Raw genomic sequence first — 17,489 nt, forward strand, 5'->3', positions numbered from 1 at the left:
TCATATCTATACCCCCTTTGCTGACGACAATAGCACGATGGAACCACCTGATCCCTTCTCGAACTCAGAAGTGAAACATCGTAGCGCCAATGGTAGTGTGGTTCGCCCATGTGAGAGTAGGTCATCGTCAGCTCCCTATACCCTAAAAGCCCCCTTTCATTAATTTGAATGGGGGCTTTTTCTTTTGCATGGTTTTATTATTTAGCTAGAAGTTATTAAAAGTTGATTATTTAGGTGTCATTTTAGCTGGTCCAAGTAGCAGATTTGAGTCAATAAATTAAATAAAAACAAACCCTTGACCTTGCTCTAATAGTCTATATAATACGCTACCTGTTCAAGAGAAAGCCTAGCGTAAGCGAAGCGGATAAAGAATTGAAAAACTTTAAAAAAGCTCTTGACTAAATAATTAAAGCGTCTATAATACGCACCTCATCGGGACAACGAGATTGCCAATTGAAAGATTGGTTCGTGTTACCTGAATGAAACGAATTAGAACAAAAGCTTGACAGGAATCGAAAAAGTGATATACTGAATGGCTCGCTAAGTAAGAACGTAAATTGCTTAAACTTATCTTAGTGTTAAACTTACCGCGGATGACGCGATAAGTCAACTATTTAAAAGCTAAAATCAAAGAACAACTTGTGTGGATTTTTGCTGATTTAGGATGCTAAAAATTAAAGTTGGGGCTATCTCTTATCGGGGTAGTGACTAACTATAAAAATTATCATTCTTTAATTAGTAAAGAAACTCGAAGTTAATTCATTATATGAAACATACGGAAAGCAAATTTGCTAGTAATAGGATGAGCCAAGTTTAGAAGTCTCTTTAAAGGACTTCATAGCAAGATTAAACTGAAGAGTTTGATCATGGCTCAGATTGAACGCTGGCGGCAGGCTTAACACATGCAAGTCGAGCGGAAACGATGGTAGCTTGCTATCAGGCGTCGAGCGGCGGACGGGTGAGTAATACTTAGGAATCTGCCCAGTAGTGGGGGATAGCACGGGGAAACTCGTATTAATACCGCATACACCCTACGGGGAAAAGGGGGCGCTTGCGCTCTCGCTATTGGATGAGCCTAAGTCGGATTAGCTAGTTGGTGGGGTAAAGGCCTACCAAGGCGACGATCTGTAGCTGGTCTGAGAGGATGATCAGCCACACCGGAACTGAGACACGGTCCGGACTCCTACGGGAGGCAGCAGTGGGGAATATTGGACAATGGGGGCAACCCTGATCCAGCCATGCCGCGTGTGTGAAGAAGGCCTTTTGGTTGTAAAGCACTTTAAGCAGTGAAGAAGACCTTATGGTTAATACCCATAAGCGATGACATTAGCTGCAGAATAAGCACCGGCTAACTCTGTGCCAGCAGCCGCGGTAATACAGAGGGTGCAAGCGTTAATCGGAATTACTGGGCGTAAAGCGAGCGTAGGTGGCTTATTAAGTCAGATGTGAAATCCCCGGGCTTAACCTGGGAACTGCATCTGATACTGGTGAGCTAGAGTAGGTGAGAGGGAGGTAGAATTTCAGGTGTAGCGGTGAAATGCGTAGAGATCTGAAGGAATACCGATGGCGAAGGCAGCCTCCTGGCATCATACTGACACTGAGGTTCGAAAGCGTGGGTAGCAAACAGGATTAGATACCCTGGTAGTCCACGCCGTAAACGATGTCTACTAGTCGTTGGGGGACTTGATCCCTTAGTGACGCAGCTAACGCAATAAGTAGACCGCCTGGGGAGTACGGCCGCAAGGTTAAAACTCAAATGAATTGACGGGGGCCCGCACAAGCGGTGGAGCATGTGGTTTAATTCGATGCAACGCGAAGAACCTTACCTGGTCTTGACATATCTAGAATCCTGCAGAGATGCGGGAGTGCCTTCGGGAATTAGAATACAGGTGCTGCATGGCTGTCGTCAGCTCGTGTCGTGAGATGTTGGGTTAAGTCCCGCAACGAGCGCAACCCTTTTCCTTAGTTACCAGCGGTTCGGCCGGGGACTCTAAGGATACTGCCAGTGACAAACTGGAGGAAGGCGGGGACGACGTCAAGTCATCATGGCCCTTACGACCAGGGCTACACACGTGCTACAATGGTAGGTACAGAGGGCTGCTACACAGCGATGTGATGCGAATCTCAAAAAGCCTATCGTAGTCCAGATTGGAGTCTGCAACTCGACTCCATGAAGTCGGAATCGCTAGTAATCGCGGATCAGAATGCCGCGGTGAATACGTTCCCGGGCCTTGTACACACCGCCCGTCACACCATGGGAGTTGATTGCACCAGAAGTGGGTAGCCTAACCTTTTAGGATGGCGCTCACCACGGTGTGGTTGATGACTGGGGTGAAGTCGTAACAAGGTAGCCGTAGGGGAACCTGCGGCTGGATCACCTCCTTATTGACGCATCCGGTCAGCAAGAATTCACAACAAGTTGTTCTTTGGTTTTAGTAAGCTTTAAGCTCAGGGTCTGTAGCTCAGCTGGTTAGAGCACCGTGTTGATAACGCGGGGGTCATAAGTTCAAGTCTTATCAGACCCACCACTTATCATACGGAAAGCACTAGAAAATCACAGATTTTCTCTTGCGAAGCTAAAATGTGCTCCCAGCACATTTCTTCACGCTTCTCAGGGGCCATAGCTCAGCTGGTAGAGCGCCTGCCTTGCACGCAGGAGGTCAGGAGTTCGACTCTCCTTGGCTCCACCATTTGGTGATACAGATTAAGAGTAATAGATAAACCAGAATTAAGTGATTACTGATTACTTACTTCTGTTTTATACAGAAAGCATATGACGACTGGATGACAGCGTTATTATTATTTAAAAACATAGATATGAGTTGTAATACGGTTGATACCTAATCTTTCACGTTTAGGTGTCAACCAGTAACCAACCTCTTTAACGACATCAGTTGTTATCCCAAGAGGTTGGTTACAAAGTAAAGAGAACTGAATCAAGCGTAAATTATCAAGGTGATATCGTTATAATTGCTGACAAAGACCCTTTGGGGTTGTATGGTCAAGTAATTAAGCGCACATGGTGGATGCCTTGGCAGTCAGAGGCGATGAAAGACGTGACAGCCTGCGATAAGCTTCGGGGAGGTGGCAATAACCTGCGATCCGGAGATTTCTGAATGGGGAAACCCACCTAACGTAAGTTAGGTATCCTAATTTATTAGGAAGCGAACGAGGGGAAGTGAAACATCTCAGTACCCTTAGGAAAAGACATCAATAGAGATTCCCCTAGTAGCGGCGAGCGAACGGGGAGGAGCCGACTTAATTTTATGTAGAAGAACAGTGTGGGAAAACTGGCCATAGTGGGTGATAGCCCCGTATTCGAAACATAAATGCAAGCATATTAAGTAGTGCGGGACACGAGAAATCCTGTATGAAGATGGGGGGACCATCCTCCAAGGCTAAATACTCCTGACTGACCGATAGTGAACCAGTACCGTGAGGGAAAGGCGAAAAGAACCCCTGTGAGGGGAGTGAAATAGAACCTGAAACCGTGTGCGTACAAGCAGTGGGAGCGGACTTGATCCGTGACCGCGTACCTTTTGTATAATGGGTCAGCGACTTATATTCTGTAGCAAGGTTAACCATTAGGGGAGCCGTAGGGAAACCGAGTCTTAATAGGGCGAATTAGTTGCAGGGTATAGACCCGAAACCGAGTGATCTATCCATGAGCAGGTTGAAAGTGCCGTAACAGGCACCGGAGGACCGAACCCACTATCGTTGAAAAGCTAGGGGATGACTTGTGGATAGGGGTGAAAGGCTAATCAAACTCGGTGATAGCTGGTTCTCCCCGAAAGCTATTTAGGTAGCGCCTCGGACGAACACCATTGGGGGTAGAGCACTGTTTCGGCTAGGGGGTCATACCGACTTACCAAACCGATGCAAACTCCGAATACCGATGAGTGATATCCGGGAGACACACGGTGGGTGCTAACGTCCATCGTGGAGAGGGAAACAACCCAGACCGCCAGCTAAGGCCCCAAATTCCTAGTTAAGTGGGAAACGAAGTGGGAAGGCATAGACAGCTAGGAGGTTGGCTTAGAAGCAGCCATCCTTTAAAGAAAGCGTAATAGCTCACTAGTCGAGTCGGCCCGCGCGGAAGATGTAACGGGGCTCAAACTAGGAGCCGAAGCTGCGGATTTGAACATGTTTCAAGTGGTAGGGGAGCGTTGTGTAAGCCTGTGAAGGTGTGTCGTAAGGCATGCTGGAGGTATCACAAGAGCGAATGCTGACGTGAGTAACGATAATGGGTGTGAAAAGCATCCACGCCGGAAGATCAAGGGTTCCAGTCCAACGTTAATCGGGGCTGGGTGAGTCGACCCCTAAGGCGAGGCCGAAAGGCGTAGTCGATGGGAAATCAGTTAATATTCTGATACTTGTTTATGATGTGATGGAGGGACGGAGAAGGTTATGCCAGCTCAGCGATGGTTGTCTGAGTGAAAGGATGTAGGTAGACGGCTTAGGTAAATCCGGGCTGTTAATACTGAGATCTGATAGCAAGCTGTACTTGTACAGCGAAGTGGCAAATACCATGCTTCCAGGAAAAGCTTCTAAACGATAGTCATAAACGAATCGTACCCTAAACCGACACAGGTGATCAGGTAGAGAATACCAAGGCGCTTGAGAGAACTCTGCTGAAGGAACTAGGCAAAATGGTACCGTAACTTCGGGAGAAGGTACGCTGTCGATGGTGAAGGACTTGCTCCGTAAGCTATTGACAGTCGCAGATACCAGGCTGCTGCAACTGTTTATTAAAAACACAGCACTCTGCAAACACGAAAGTGGACGTATAGGGTGTGATGCCTGCCCGGTGCTGGAAGGTTAATTGATGGGCTTAGCGTATGCGAAGGTCTTGATCGAAGCCCCAGTAAACGGCGGCCGTAACTATAACGGTCCTAAGGTAGCGAAATTCCTTGTCGGGTAAGTTCCGACCTGCACGAATGGCATAATGATGGCAGCGCTGTCTCCAGCAGAGACTCAGTGAAATCGAAATCGCAGTGAAGATGCTGTGTACCCGCGGCTAGACGGAAAGACCCCGTGAACCTTTACTACAGCTTTACATTGAACTTTGACCTGACTTGTGCAGGATAGGTGGGAGGCTTTGAAGCAGATACGCCAGTATTTGTGGAGCCAACCTTGAAATACCACCCTGGTCATGTTGGGGTTCTAACTCAGGTATAACAATACCGAGGACAATGTATGGTGGGTAGTTTGACTGGGGCGGTCTCCTCCTAAAGAGTAACGGAGGAGTACGAAGGTGCGCTCAGAACGGTCGGAAATCGTTCATAGAGTATAAAGGCAAAAGCGCGCTTAACTGCGAGACCCACAAGTCGAGCAGGTACGAAAGTAGGTCTTAGTGATCCGGTGGTTCTGTATGGAAGGGCCATCGCTCAACGGATAAAAGGTACTCTGGGGATAACAGGCTGATACCGCCCAAGAGTTCATATCGACGGCGGTGTTTGGCACCTCGATGTCGGCTCATCTCATCCTAGGGCTGAAGCAGGTCCTAAGGGTATGGCTGTTCGCCATTTAAAGAGGTACGCGAGCTGGGTTTAGAACGTCGTGAGACAGTTCGGTCCCTATCTACCGTGGGCGTTGGAAATTTGAGAGGATCTGCTCCTAGTACGAGAGGACCAGAGTGGACGAACCGCTGGTGTTCGGGTTGTCATGCCAATGGCATTGCCCGGTAGCTACGTTCGGATTGGATAACCGCTGAAAGCATCTAAGCGGGAAGCCAACCTCAAGATTAGATTTCCCTTAAGAGCCGTTGAAGACTACAACGTTGATAGGCAGGGTGTGGAAGCGCAGTGATGCGTGTAGCTAACCTGTACTAATTGCTCGTTTGGCTTGACCATACAACACCCAAGTGGTTTTGTAGCTCTGATAAAACAGAGACAGCCAATTATTTCGATATCATCCTGATAATACATTGATTCAGGTTCTTGATATACTAGTCAACACAAAGTTAAGCTAACACTTAACTAACTCATATCTATACCCCCTTTGCTGACGACAATAGCACGATGGAACCACCTGATCCCTTCTCGAACTCAGAAGTGAAACATCGTAGCGCCAATGGTAGTGTGGTTCGCCCATGTGAGAGTAGGTCATCGTCAGCTCCCTATACCTAAAAAAGAGTCACCTAATATTTAGGTGGCTCTTTTTTTATCTAAAATTTGTTGTGACCTACTATACAGAAAATCCCCATTAAGGGATTTTCTCTTGCGCTCGGGTCAAAGCAGTGCTTTGACTATATCCTCGCTCAGGTCATCGTCAGCTCCCTATACCTTAAAAGCCCCTATTCATTAATTTGAATGGGGGCTTTTTCTTTTGCATGGTTTTATTATTTAGCTAGAAGTTATTAAAAGTTGATTATTTAGGTGTCATTTTAGCTGGTCCAAGTAGCAGATTTGAGTCAATAAATTAAATAAAAACAAACCCTTGACCTTGCTCTAATAGTCTATATAATACGCTACCTGTTCAAGAGAAAGCCTAGCGTAAGCGAAGCGGATAAAGAATTGAAAAACTTTAAAAAAGCTCTTGACTAAATAATTAAAGCGTCTATAATACGCACCTCATCGGGACAACGAGATTGCCAATTGAAAGATTGGTTCGTGTTACCTGAATGAAACGAATTAGAACAAAAGCTTGACAGGAATCGAAAAAGTGATATACTGAATGGCTCGCTAAGTAAGAACGTAAATTGCTTAAACTTATCTTAGTGTTAAACTTACCGCGGATGACGCGATAAGTCAACTATTTAAAAGCTAAAATCAAAGAACAACTTGTGTGGATTTTTGCTGATTTAGGATGCTAAAAATTAAAGTTGGGGCTATCTCTTATCGGGGTAGTGACTAACTATAAAAATTATCATTCTTTAATTAGTAAAGAAACTCGAAGTTAATTCATTATATGAAACATACGGAAAGCAAATTTGCTAGTAATAGGATGAGCCAAGTTTAGAAGTCTCTTTAAAGGACTTCATAGCAAGATTAAACTGAAGAGTTTGATCATGGCTCAGATTGAACGCTGGCGGCAGGCTTAACACATGCAAGTCGAGCGGAAACGATGATAGCTTGCTATCAGGCGTCGAGCGGCGGACGGGTGAGTAATACTTAGGAATCTGCCCAGTAGTGGGGGATAGCACGGGGAAACTCGTATTAATACCGCATACACCCTACGGGGAAAAGGGGGCGCTTGCGCTCTCGCTATTGGATGAGCCTAAGTCGGATTAGCTAGTTGGTGGGGTAAAGGCCTACCAAGGCGACGATCTGTAGCTGGTCTGAGAGGATGATCAGCCACACCGGAACTGAGACACGGTCCGGACTCCTACGGGAGGCAGCAGTGGGGAATATTGGACAATGGGGGCAACCCTGATCCAGCCATGCCGCGTGTGTGAAGAAGGCCTTTTGGTTGTAAAGCACTTTAAGCAGTGAAGAAGACCTTATGGTTAATACCCATAAGCGATGACATTAGCTGCAGAATAAGCACCGGCTAACTCTGTGCCAGCAGCCGCGGTAATACAGAGGGTGCAAGCGTTAATCGGAATTACTGGGCGTAAAGCGAGCGTAGGTGGCTTATTAAGTCAGATGTGAAATCCCCGGGCTTAACCTGGGAACTGCATCTGATACTGGTGAGCTAGAGTAGGTGAGAGGGAGGTAGAATTTCAGGTGTAGCGGTGAAATGCGTAGAGATCTGAAGGAATACCGATGGCGAAGGCAGCCTCCTGGCATCATACTGACACTGAGGTTCGAAAGCGTGGGTAGCAAACAGGATTAGATACCCTGGTAGTCCACGCCGTAAACGATGTCTACTAGTCGTTGGGGGACTTGATCCCTTAGTGACGCAGCTAACGCAATAAGTAGACCGCCTGGGGAGTACGGCCGCAAGGTTAAAACTCAAATGAATTGACGGGGGCCCGCACAAGCGGTGGAGCATGTGGTTTAATTCGATGCAACGCGAAGAACCTTACCTGGTCTTGACATATCTAGAATCCTGCAGAGATGCGGGAGTGCCTTCGGGAATTAGAATACAGGTGCTGCATGGCTGTCGTCAGCTCGTGTCGTGAGATGTTGGGTTAAGTCCCGCAACGAGCGCAACCCTTTTCCTTAGTTACCAGCGGTTCGGCCGGGGACTCTAAGGATACTGCCAGTGACAAACTGGAGGAAGGCGGGGACGACGTCAAGTCATCATGGCCCTTACGACCAGGGCTACACACGTGCTACAATGGTAGGTACAGAGGGCTGCTACACAGCGATGTGATGCGAATCTCAAAAAGCCTATCGTAGTCCAGATTGGAGTCTGCAACTCGACTCCATGAAGTCGGAATCGCTAGTAATCGCGGATCAGAATGCCGCGGTGAATACGTTCCCGGGCCTTGTACACACCGCCCGTCACACCATGGGAGTTGATTGCACCAGAAGTGGGTAGCCTAACCTTTTAGGATGGCGCTCACCACGGTGTGGTTGATGACTGGGGTGAAGTCGTAACAAGGTAGCCGTAGGGGAACCTGCGGCTGGATCACCTCCTTATTGACGCATCCGGTCAGCAAGAATTCACAACAAGTTGTTCTTTGGTTTTAGTAAGCTTTAAGCTCAGGGTCTGTAGCTCAGCTGGTTAGAGCACCGTGTTGATAACGCGGGGGTCATAAGTTCAAGTCTTATCAGACCCACCACTTATCATACGGAAAGCACTAGAAAATCACAGATTTTCTCTTGCGAAGCTAAAATGTGCTCCCAGCACATTTCTTCACGCTTCTCAGGGGCCATAGCTCAGCTGGTAGAGCGCCTGCCTTGCACGCAGGAGGTCAGGAGTTCGACTCTCCTTGGCTCCACCATTTGGTGATACAGATTAAGAGTAATAGATAAACCAGAATTAAGTGATTACTGATTACTTACTTCTGTTTTATACAGAAAGCATATGACGACTGGATGACAGCGTTATTATTATTTAAAAACATAGATATGAGTTGTAATACGGTTGATACCTAATCTTTCACGTTTAGGTGTCAACCAGTAACCAACCTCTTTAACGACATCAGTTGTTATCCCAAGAGGTTGGTTACAAAGTAAAGAGAACTGAATCAAGCGTAAATTATCAAGGTGATATCGTTATAATTGCTGACAAAGACCCTTTGGGGTTGTATGGTCAAGTAATTAAGCGCACATGGTGGATGCCTTGGCAGTCAGAGGCGATGAAAGACGTGACAGCCTGCGATAAGCTTCGGGGAGGTGGCAATAACCTGCGATCCGGAGATTTCTGAATGGGGAAACCCACCTAACGTAAGTTAGGTATCCTAATTTATTAGGAAGCGAACGAGGGGAAGTGAAACATCTCAGTACCCTTAGGAAAAGACATCAATAGAGATTCCCCTAGTAGCGGCGAGCGAACGGGGAGGAGCCGACTTAATTTTATGTAGAAGAACAGTGTGGGAAAACTGGCCATAGTGGGTGATAGCCCCGTATTCGAAACATAAATGCAAGCATATTAAGTAGTGCGGGACACGAGAAATCCTGTATGAAGATGGGGGGACCATCCTCCAAGGCTAAATACTCCTGACTGACCGATAGTGAACCAGTACCGTGAGGGAAAGGCGAAAAGAACCCCTGTGAGGGGAGTGAAATAGAACCTGAAACCGTGTGCGTACAAGCAGTGGGAGCGGACTTGATCCGTGACCGCGTACCTTTTGTATAATGGGTCAGCGACTTATATTCTGTAGCAAGGTTAACCATTAGGGGAGCCGTAGGGAAACCGAGTCTTAATAGGGCGAATTAGTTGCAGGGTATAGACCCGAAACCGAGTGATCTATCCATGAGCAGGTTGAAAGTGCCGTAACAGGCACCGGAGGACCGAACCCACTATCGTTGAAAAGCTAGGGGATGACTTGTGGATAGGGGTGAAAGGCTAATCAAACTCGGTGATAGCTGGTTCTCCCCGAAAGCTATTTAGGTAGCGCCTCGGACGAACACCATTGGGGGTAGAGCACTGTTTCGGCTAGGGGGTCATACCGACTTACCAAACCGATGCAAACTCCGAATACCGATGAGTGATATCCGGGAGACACACGGTGGGTGCTAACGTCCATCGTGGAGAGGGAAACAACCCAGACCGCCAGCTAAGGCCCCAAATTCCTAGTTAAGTGGGAAACGAAGTGGGAAGGCATAGACAGCTAGGAGGTTGGCTTAGAAGCAGCCATCCTTTAAAGAAAGCGTAATAGCTCACTAGTCGAGTCGGCCCGCGCGGAAGATGTAACGGGGCTCAAACTAGGAGCCGAAGCTGCGGATTTGAACATGTTTCAAGTGGTAGGGGAGCGTTGTGTAAGCCTGTGAAGGTGTGTCGTAAGGCATGCTGGAGGTATCACAAGAGCGAATGCTGACGTGAGTAACGATAATGGGTGTGAAAAGCATCCACGCCGGAAGATCAAGGGTTCCAGTCCAACGTTAATCGGGGCTGGGTGAGTCGACCCCTAAGGCGAGGCCGAAAGGCGTAGTCGATGGGAAATCAGTTAATATTCTGATACTTGTTTATGATGTGATGGAGGGACGGAGAAGGTTATGCCAGCTCAGCGATGGTTGTCTGAGTGAAAGGATGTAGGTAGACGGCTTAGGTAAATCCGGGCTGTTAATACTGAGATCTGATAGCAAGCTGTACTTGTACAGCGAAGTGGCAAATACCATGCTTCCAGGAAAAGCTTCTAAACGATAGTCATAAACGAATCGTACCCTAAACCGACACAGGTGATCAGGTAGAGAATACCAAGGCGCTTGAGAGAACTCTGCTGAAGGAACTAGGCAAAATGGTACCGTAACTTCGGGAGAAGGTACGCTGTCGATGGTGAAGGACTTGCTCCGTAAGCTATTGACAGTCGCAGATACCAGGCTGCTGCAACTGTTTATTAAAAACACAGCACTCTGCAAACACGAAAGTGGACGTATAGGGTGTGATGCCTGCCCGGTGCTGGAAGGTTAATTGATGGGCTTAGCGTATGCGAAGGTCTTGATCGAAGCCCCAGTAAACGGCGGCCGTAACTATAACGGTCCTAAGGTAGCGAAATTCCTTGTCGGGTAAGTTCCGACCTGCACGAATGGCATAATGATGGCAGCGCTGTCTCCAGCAGAGACTCAGTGAAATCGAAATCGCAGTGAAGATGCTGTGTACCCGCGGCTAGACGGAAAGACCCCGTGAACCTTTACTACAGCTTTACATTGAACTTTGACCTGACTTGTGCAGGATAGGTGGGAGGCTTTGAAGCAGATACGCCAGTATTTGTGGAGCCAACCTTGAAATACCACCCTGGTCATGTTGGGGTTCTAACTCAGGTATAACAATACCGAGGACAATGTATGGTGGGTAGTTTGACTGGGGCGGTCTCCTCCTAAAGAGTAACGGAGGAGTACGAAGGTGCGCTCAGAACGGTCGGAAATCGTTCATAGAGTATAAAGGCAAAAGCGCGCTTAACTGCGAGACCCACAAGTCGAGCAGGTACGAAAGTAGGTCTTAGTGATCCGGTGGTTCTGTATGGAAGGGCCATCGCTCAACGGATAAAAGGTACTCTGGGGATAACAGGCTGATACCGCCCAAGAGTTCATATCGACGGCGGTGTTTGGCACCTCGATGTCGGCTCATCTCATCCTAGGGCTGAAGCAGGTCCTAAGGGTATGGCTGTTCGCCATTTAAAGAGGTACGCGAGCTGGGTTTAGAACGTCGTGAGACAGTTCGGTCCCTATCTACCGTGGGCGTTGGAAATTTGAGAGGATCTGCTCCTAGTACGAGAGGACCAGAGTGGACGAACCGCTGGTGTTCGGGTTGTCATGCCAATGGCATTGCCCGGTAGCTACGTTCGGATTGGATAACCGCTGAAAGCATCTAAGCGGGAAGCCAACCTCAAGATTAGATTTCCCTTAAGAGCCGTTGAAGACTACAACGTTGATAGGCAGGGTGTGGAAGCGCAGTGATGCGTGTAGCTAACCTGTACTAATTGCTCGTTTGGCTTGACCATACAACACCCAAGTGGTTTTGTAGCTCTGATAAAACAGAGACAGCCAATTATTTCGATATCATCCTGATAATACATTGATTCAGGTTCTTGATATACTAGTCAACACAAAGTTAAGCTAACACTTAACCAACTCATATCTATACCCCCTTTGCTGACGACAATAGCACGATGGAACCACCTGATCCCTTCTCGAACTCAGAAGTGAAACATCGTAGCGCCAATGGTAGTGTGGTTCGCCCATGTGAGAGTAGGTCATCGTCAGCTCCCTATACCTAAAAAAGAGTCACCTAATATTTAGGTGGCTCTTTTTTTATCTAAAATTTGTTGTGACCTACTATACAGAAAATCCCCATTAAGGGATTTTCTCTTGCGCTCGGGTCAAAGCAGTGCTTTGACTATATCCTCGCTCAGGTCATCGTCAGCTCCCTATACCTTAAAAGCCCCTATTCATTAATTTGAATGGGGGCTTTTTCTTGGACATAGTTTTTAATTTTTAGAAAATTCATACTGATATTAGATAATTTAGAACTCATAAAAGCTTTAGAACAAATCCCCAGGTATCATATCTGGTTCTAATTCAAGACTAAGCTGTTTTTTCTGACGCTGTCTCATACTTTTAATTCGTTGTTTTCGTCCTGTGATGAGTCTTAGTACTTCGCGTTTTTCTTCGTTACTCATTTTTAGCCACAGCTGACGCTCCTGACGACTACGCAGGCATCCAAAACAATATCCTTTTTTATTGCTTTGACAGACCCCGATGCAAGGGTTTGGGATTTCAAAAAGTTCGATTTGGTTAAGCATGAGTCGTTTACCAGTCCGTGGCTCATCAAAAAAGGAATAAGCATTTAATATTTATTAAGTTTAGCATAAGTCCATAATAGCTTATTATCTTGATTAATCATTCATGAGATAAGGAGATTACTATGATAATAGTTTATGCACATGGGCTAGACAGCTCTGCAAATTCGGTAAAAGGTGTCTTATTAGAAGACTACTGCCAGCAATATCATCAAGATATTAAGGTTATACGCCCTGATTTAAATAAATCACCCGAACAGGTTCTTAAGCACTTATGTGACTATGTTGAGCAAGCTAGAGCTGATAACGAAAAGGTTGTAATAATCGGTAGCTCCCTAGGCAGCTATTTTTCGACCTTAGTGAGTAATAAGACCGGTTGCCCTGCATTTTTACTCAATCCTAGTACGCAGCCTCATATTAGCCTACAGCGCTTTGTTGATGAAAATGTAGAGTTAAATGCTGATCAGTCGCTTGATACAGTCATTTATAATACGACGGGTGGATGGAATATTACATTTAACGACTTAAGCTGGTTTAACGCTCATAAACTGCAAAATGTTAATAATCCGCAACGCGTATATGCACTCATCAAAGAAGGCGATGAATTATTAGACCCAACAATTGCAGCAGACTTCTACCGCTCTCAAGGCGCCAATGTTAATTTGCAACCAGGGGGCGATCACCGTATGACTGATTTTGAACAACAGCTGCCTTTTATAGTATCAGAGGTTTTGAAACTCGTTGAATAGTATTTCTGTCTTAACTTAAAAGGCTAGTCATGTTAGCTGTAGCAAATACATTAAAAAACATACGTCAAAGGCTGTCGTTAATTATGATACTGAAACAACTATTCTGCTGATATTCGTTATAATAGGGGTATTGAAACAATAACAAGCTTAGTTAAGCAAAGGATAATATCGTGAGTAAATATACCGCTCAATCACTTGAAGTCTTAGAAGGGCTTGAGCCAGTTCGTCGTCGTCCCGGTATGTACACGGATACCACGCGCCCAAATCATTTGGCTCAAGAAGTTATCGATAACTCTGTGGATGAAGCGTTAGCAGGGCATGCGAAAAGTATTAAGGTGCAGCTGCATCAAGACGGCTCTTTATCCGTTGAGGATGACGGGCGTGGTATGCCAACCGATATTCATCCTGAGTTTAAGCAAACGGGTATTGAGATTATCCTAACGCGTTTGCATGCTGGCGGTAAATTTAATACCAATAACTATCAGGTCTCTGGTGGTCTGCATGGTGTTGGTATTTCGGTGGTTAATGCGCTCTCTAAGCGTGTTGAGGTGACCGTTTGGCGCGATGGCATTCAGTATGATATTGCTTTTGAGAACGGTGCACCCATTACTAAGTTAACCGAATCAGTAAGCTCTAATAAGCGTAAAAAAGGGACTAAGGTCCGTTTCTGGGTCGATGAGAGTTTCTTTGATAACCCTAAATTTAGTGTTAAACAACTAAAGCACAATCTAAAGGCAAAAGCGGTACTGGCTGCTGGACTATTGATTGAGTTTTATGATGAAATTAATAATGACAAGGTTGTCTGGCAATTCGCTGATGGTGTTGTCGAATATCTTAATGAACAGCTTGATGGTTTAGAGACATTGCCACCTGATCCTTTCTACTTCTCATATGATGCCAAAGAAGGGGAACGTGCAGGTATTACTTTTGCTTTGTCATGGCTACCAGAGGGTGGTAATCCGGTTCAAGAAAGCTATGTTAACTTGATTCCAACAGCGCAAGGCGGTACACACGTTAATGGTCTGCGTACTGGTATTTTAGAGGCCCTACGTGAGTTTTGTGAGATTCATAATCTATTGCCGCGAAATGTTAAATTGACTGGTGAGGATGTTTGGGATGGCATAAACTATATCCTATCGCTTAAATTTAGTGAGCCGCAATTCTCAGGCCAGACAAAGGAGCGTTTATCGAGTCGAGAAGCAGCGGCAGCGGTTCAAGTGCAAGCGAAAGATGCCTTCAGTCTGTGGTTAAATCAAAATGCAGAACTGGGTACCCAGATTGCGGAATTGGCTATCTCTAAAGCAGGCAAACGCTTAAAATCTGCTAAAAAGGTCGCGCGTAAAAAGATTACACAAGGTCCTGCACTGCCTGGTAAGCTTGCTGATTGTCGCGGCGGTGTTCGTGATGGTGCTGAGTTATTCTTGGTGGAGGGTGATTCAGCAGGTGGTAGTGCTAAACAGGCTAGAGACCGTCATTTTCAGGCTATTTTACCGCTGCGTGGTAAGATTTTAAATACATGGGAAGTGTCACCTGATACCGTACTTTCAAGTCGTGAGATTCATGATATTGCCATTGCCATTGGTGTTGACCCAGCATCTGATGATTTATCTGAGCTACGTTACGACAAGATTTGTATCTTAGCTGATGCGGATTCTGATGGTCTGCATATTGCGACCCTTATTTGCGCGCTGTTTGTGAAGCATTTCCCTGCGCTTGTGGATTCAGGTCATTTGTTCGTGGCCATGCCGCCATTATATCGAATTGATATTGGTAAAGAGGTGCATTACGCCTTGGATGAGAGTGAACTTGATCATATTCTAGGCAATGTGCCAAGTAATAAAAAGCCACAAATTACCCGATTTAAAGGCTTGGGTGAGATGAGTGCAGAACAGCTGCGTGAGACGACTATGAGTCCAGATACACGACGTTTAGTACAGCTAGATATGGATGATATGCAGCTGACCAATAGTATGATGGATATGCTATTGGCTAAAAAACGTGCTTCAGATCGTAAAGCATGGCTTGAGAGCAAAGGTGACCTTGCAGAGATTTTGGTATAGCCAAAAAGAATGGACGCAGATTATCTTAACTAATAATAAAGACTATCAATTATAAGGACATCCTATGCTAAACAAAGATAAGGTAAAGGCCGTATCTAGGAGTAAATTACCACAGCTAACTCGAAAAAAATTAGGTAAACAGGTACCCAGACGCGGTAGTCGTCTCATACCGCCTGCAGCCCATTTATTTTTAAAGGTGCTAGGTTGGAGAATTGTGGGCTCAGTGCCTGATGTTCCCAAGGCGCTTTATTTGGCATTGCCACATACATCAAACATTGATGCGCTTTATTCCATACCGACTCTATTGGCCTTAGATTTAGACATGAGTTTGATGGGTAAAAAAAGCTTATTTAAAAACCCAGCAATGGGTAAGTTTCTGACATGGGCAGGAGTTATTCCTATTGATCGTGATGATAAAGGGTCAGTCTTGCAGTCAACTATTGATCATTTTAATGCAAGCTCCAAACTGCATTTGGGCCTAGCACCAGAAGGCACGCGAGAATTTTCAGAGAAGTTAAAGACAGGATTTTATTACATTGCAGAAGGGGCGAATGTTCCGATTATACCGGTTGCTTTAGATTATAAGACCAAAGAAATTCGCTTTATGACCCCAGTGGAACCAACGGGTGACATAGACGCTGATATGACTAAAATCATTCAGCAGTATAAAGGTGTTGTACCTAAACATCCTAAAAAGATGTCGAAAGTACTGCAGGATTTGAATAACGAATAACGAATGACGTTAAATTTTGAGTATAAAAAAAGGCGAGTTCTTACTTGATAATAGTAGGAATTCGCCTTTTTTTTGTTTAAAGGTTACCAATTATCTAAAAGGCAGGATGACCATTTGAGGCGCTGATACCACCATCGACAGGCAGATTTACACCAGTAATCATAGCAGCATCTTCGCTGGCTAAGAAGGTAATGGCTGCTGCAATATCTTCAGGAGAAATAATACGGCCTAATGGACAGCGCGAGTTAAAGGCATTGGTCTTCGCATCATCTTGTTGAATATTAGTGGTCATATCGGTGCGGGTCAGACTTGGATTAACCGCGTTAACACGAACGCCATCCGGGCCATGGTCCAAGGCCAAGGTACGTGTTAGGTTAGTAACCCCTGCTTTTGAAGCATTATAAGCAGCCATATTCCAATCACCGCCTAAACCTGATACAGAGGACACGTTGACGATATTACCTTTAGATTTAATCAGCTCTGGCATTACCGCTTGGCACACATAAAAAGTACCGTTTAGGTTTACATCGATAGCTGCTTGCCAGTCTTCTTGAGACAGCTCTGTGATTTTGCCCATGGCTGATTTGCCGGCGTTATTAACCACGACATCAATATGACCGAATTTCTTGACCACGTGATCGACCATGGCTTTGACTTGACTTTTATCACTAATGTCACAAGTGACCGTTAGATGATTGTCTGTATGAATAAAGGTATGGTCCTCTGGGAACTCAGCTGCGGTTTCCTCTAACGTTTCTTGTGTACGGCCTACTAAGGCCACTTTTGCGCCTTCTTGTGCGAATCTAAGCGCAGTAGCACGTCCAATGCCAGAACCTGCACCAGTAACAATAACAGTCTTCTCTTTAAAGCGTTTCATATGAATACCTTGCCTTATAATTTTAAAATCATGATTCTCAATAGAATTTTGACAATAATCAGCGGGCTTAGCAACCATTGGTGTGACTGAGTTATGTAATATAGCCCATCATTGAGAGCAGTTGCTGCGTTAAGTTCGCTAAGGCCGCTTAGGTCTTGCATATAATCGCTTACTATCTAATTGTAGGCATAAGCTTATGGTTTTTATCTTAATTACTATTTTGATGTTTTATCTGTCTCATATATTTATGATAGTCAGGATGCAAAAAAGGCAGCCA

General features: G+C 45.6%; 5 protein-coding genes, 4 tRNA genes and 7 rRNA genes. 14 read left to right on the forward strand and 2 right to left on the reverse strand.

Translation table 11 applies throughout. The features are described 5' to 3' along the window. Positions 1-19: 19 nt before the first annotated feature. The 11 genes from rrf (AC2SLO_RS02220) to rrf (AC2SLO_RS02270) all read left to right on the forward strand — a co-directional run bounded on the left by rrf (AC2SLO_RS02220) (position 20) and on the right by rrf (AC2SLO_RS02270) (position 12,259). Positions 20-133: ribosomal RNA gene (gene rrf, locus AC2SLO_RS02220) — 5S ribosomal RNA — on the forward strand. A 715-nt stretch (positions 134-848) separates the two neighbouring features. Beyond that, positions 849-2,385: ribosomal RNA gene (locus AC2SLO_RS02225) — 16S ribosomal RNA — on the forward strand. A gap of 66 nt (positions 2,386-2,451) precedes the next feature. After that, a tRNA-Ile gene (locus tag AC2SLO_RS02230) sits at positions 2,452-2,528 on the forward strand. A gap of 86 nt (positions 2,529-2,614) precedes the next feature. Then, a tRNA-Ala gene (locus AC2SLO_RS02235) sits at positions 2,615-2,690 on the forward strand. A gap of 309 nt (positions 2,691-2,999) precedes the next feature. Then, positions 3,000-5,852 (forward strand): 23S ribosomal RNA (locus AC2SLO_RS02240). A gap of 150 nt (positions 5,853-6,002) precedes the next feature. Then, positions 6,003-6,116, forward strand: a 5S ribosomal RNA gene (gene rrf / locus AC2SLO_RS02245). 875 nt (positions 6,117-6,991) lie between these two features. Further along, positions 6,992-8,528, forward strand: a 16S ribosomal RNA gene (locus tag AC2SLO_RS02250). 66 nt (positions 8,529-8,594) lie between these two features. Then, positions 8,595-8,671, forward strand: a tRNA-Ile gene (locus AC2SLO_RS02255). Positions 8,672-8,757: 86 nt separating this feature from the next. After that, positions 8,758-8,833: transfer RNA gene (locus AC2SLO_RS02260), tRNA-Ala, on the forward strand. 309 nt (positions 8,834-9,142) lie between these two features. Further along, positions 9,143-11,995, forward strand: a 23S ribosomal RNA gene (locus AC2SLO_RS02265). A 150-nt stretch (positions 11,996-12,145) separates the two neighbouring features. Beyond that, positions 12,146-12,259, forward strand: a 5S ribosomal RNA gene (gene rrf / locus AC2SLO_RS02270). Together the 16S, 23S and 5S rRNA genes with 4 tRNA genes alongside form the textbook arrangement of a ribosomal RNA operon. A 276-nt stretch (positions 12,260-12,535) precedes the next feature. Here the strand turns inward: rrf (AC2SLO_RS02270) and AC2SLO_RS02275 are convergent. Next, entirely contained in the window at positions 12,536-12,796 is a 261-nt protein-coding gene (locus AC2SLO_RS02275; protein WP_486543858.1) for a DUF1289 domain-containing protein, read from the reverse strand. 122 nt (positions 12,797-12,918) lie between these two features. Between AC2SLO_RS02275 and AC2SLO_RS02280 the strand changes: the two genes are divergently transcribed. The 3 genes from AC2SLO_RS02280 (at position 12,919) to AC2SLO_RS02290 (ending at position 16,335) form a co-directional block, all read left to right on the forward strand. After that, a complete protein-coding gene (locus tag AC2SLO_RS02280) occupies positions 12,919-13,542 on the forward strand; it encodes a YqiA/YcfP family alpha/beta fold hydrolase (RefSeq protein ID WP_486543857.1) in 624 nt (207 codons plus the stop codon). A gap of 170 nt (positions 13,543-13,712) precedes the next feature. Next, a complete protein-coding gene (gene parE / locus AC2SLO_RS02285; RefSeq protein ID WP_486543856.1) occupies positions 13,713-15,602 on the forward strand; it encodes a DNA topoisomerase IV subunit B in 1,890 nt (629 codons plus the stop codon). A 64-nt stretch (positions 15,603-15,666) separates the two neighbouring features. Next, positions 15,667-16,335: a lysophospholipid acyltransferase family protein gene (locus tag AC2SLO_RS02290; RefSeq protein ID WP_486543855.1), complete on the forward strand. Its 669-nt coding sequence runs from the start codon at positions 15,667-15,669 to the stop codon at positions 16,333-16,335. 94 nt (positions 16,336-16,429) lie between these two features. Here the strand turns inward: AC2SLO_RS02290 and budC are convergent, their stop codons facing one another. Then, entirely contained in the window at positions 16,430-17,212 is a 783-nt protein-coding gene (budC, locus tag AC2SLO_RS02295; RefSeq protein WP_486543854.1) for a meso-2,3-butanediol dehydrogenase, read from the reverse strand. Positions 17,213-17,489: the final 277 nt, after the last annotated feature.

The organism is Psychrobacter sp. CX14 (assembly GCF_057396205.2).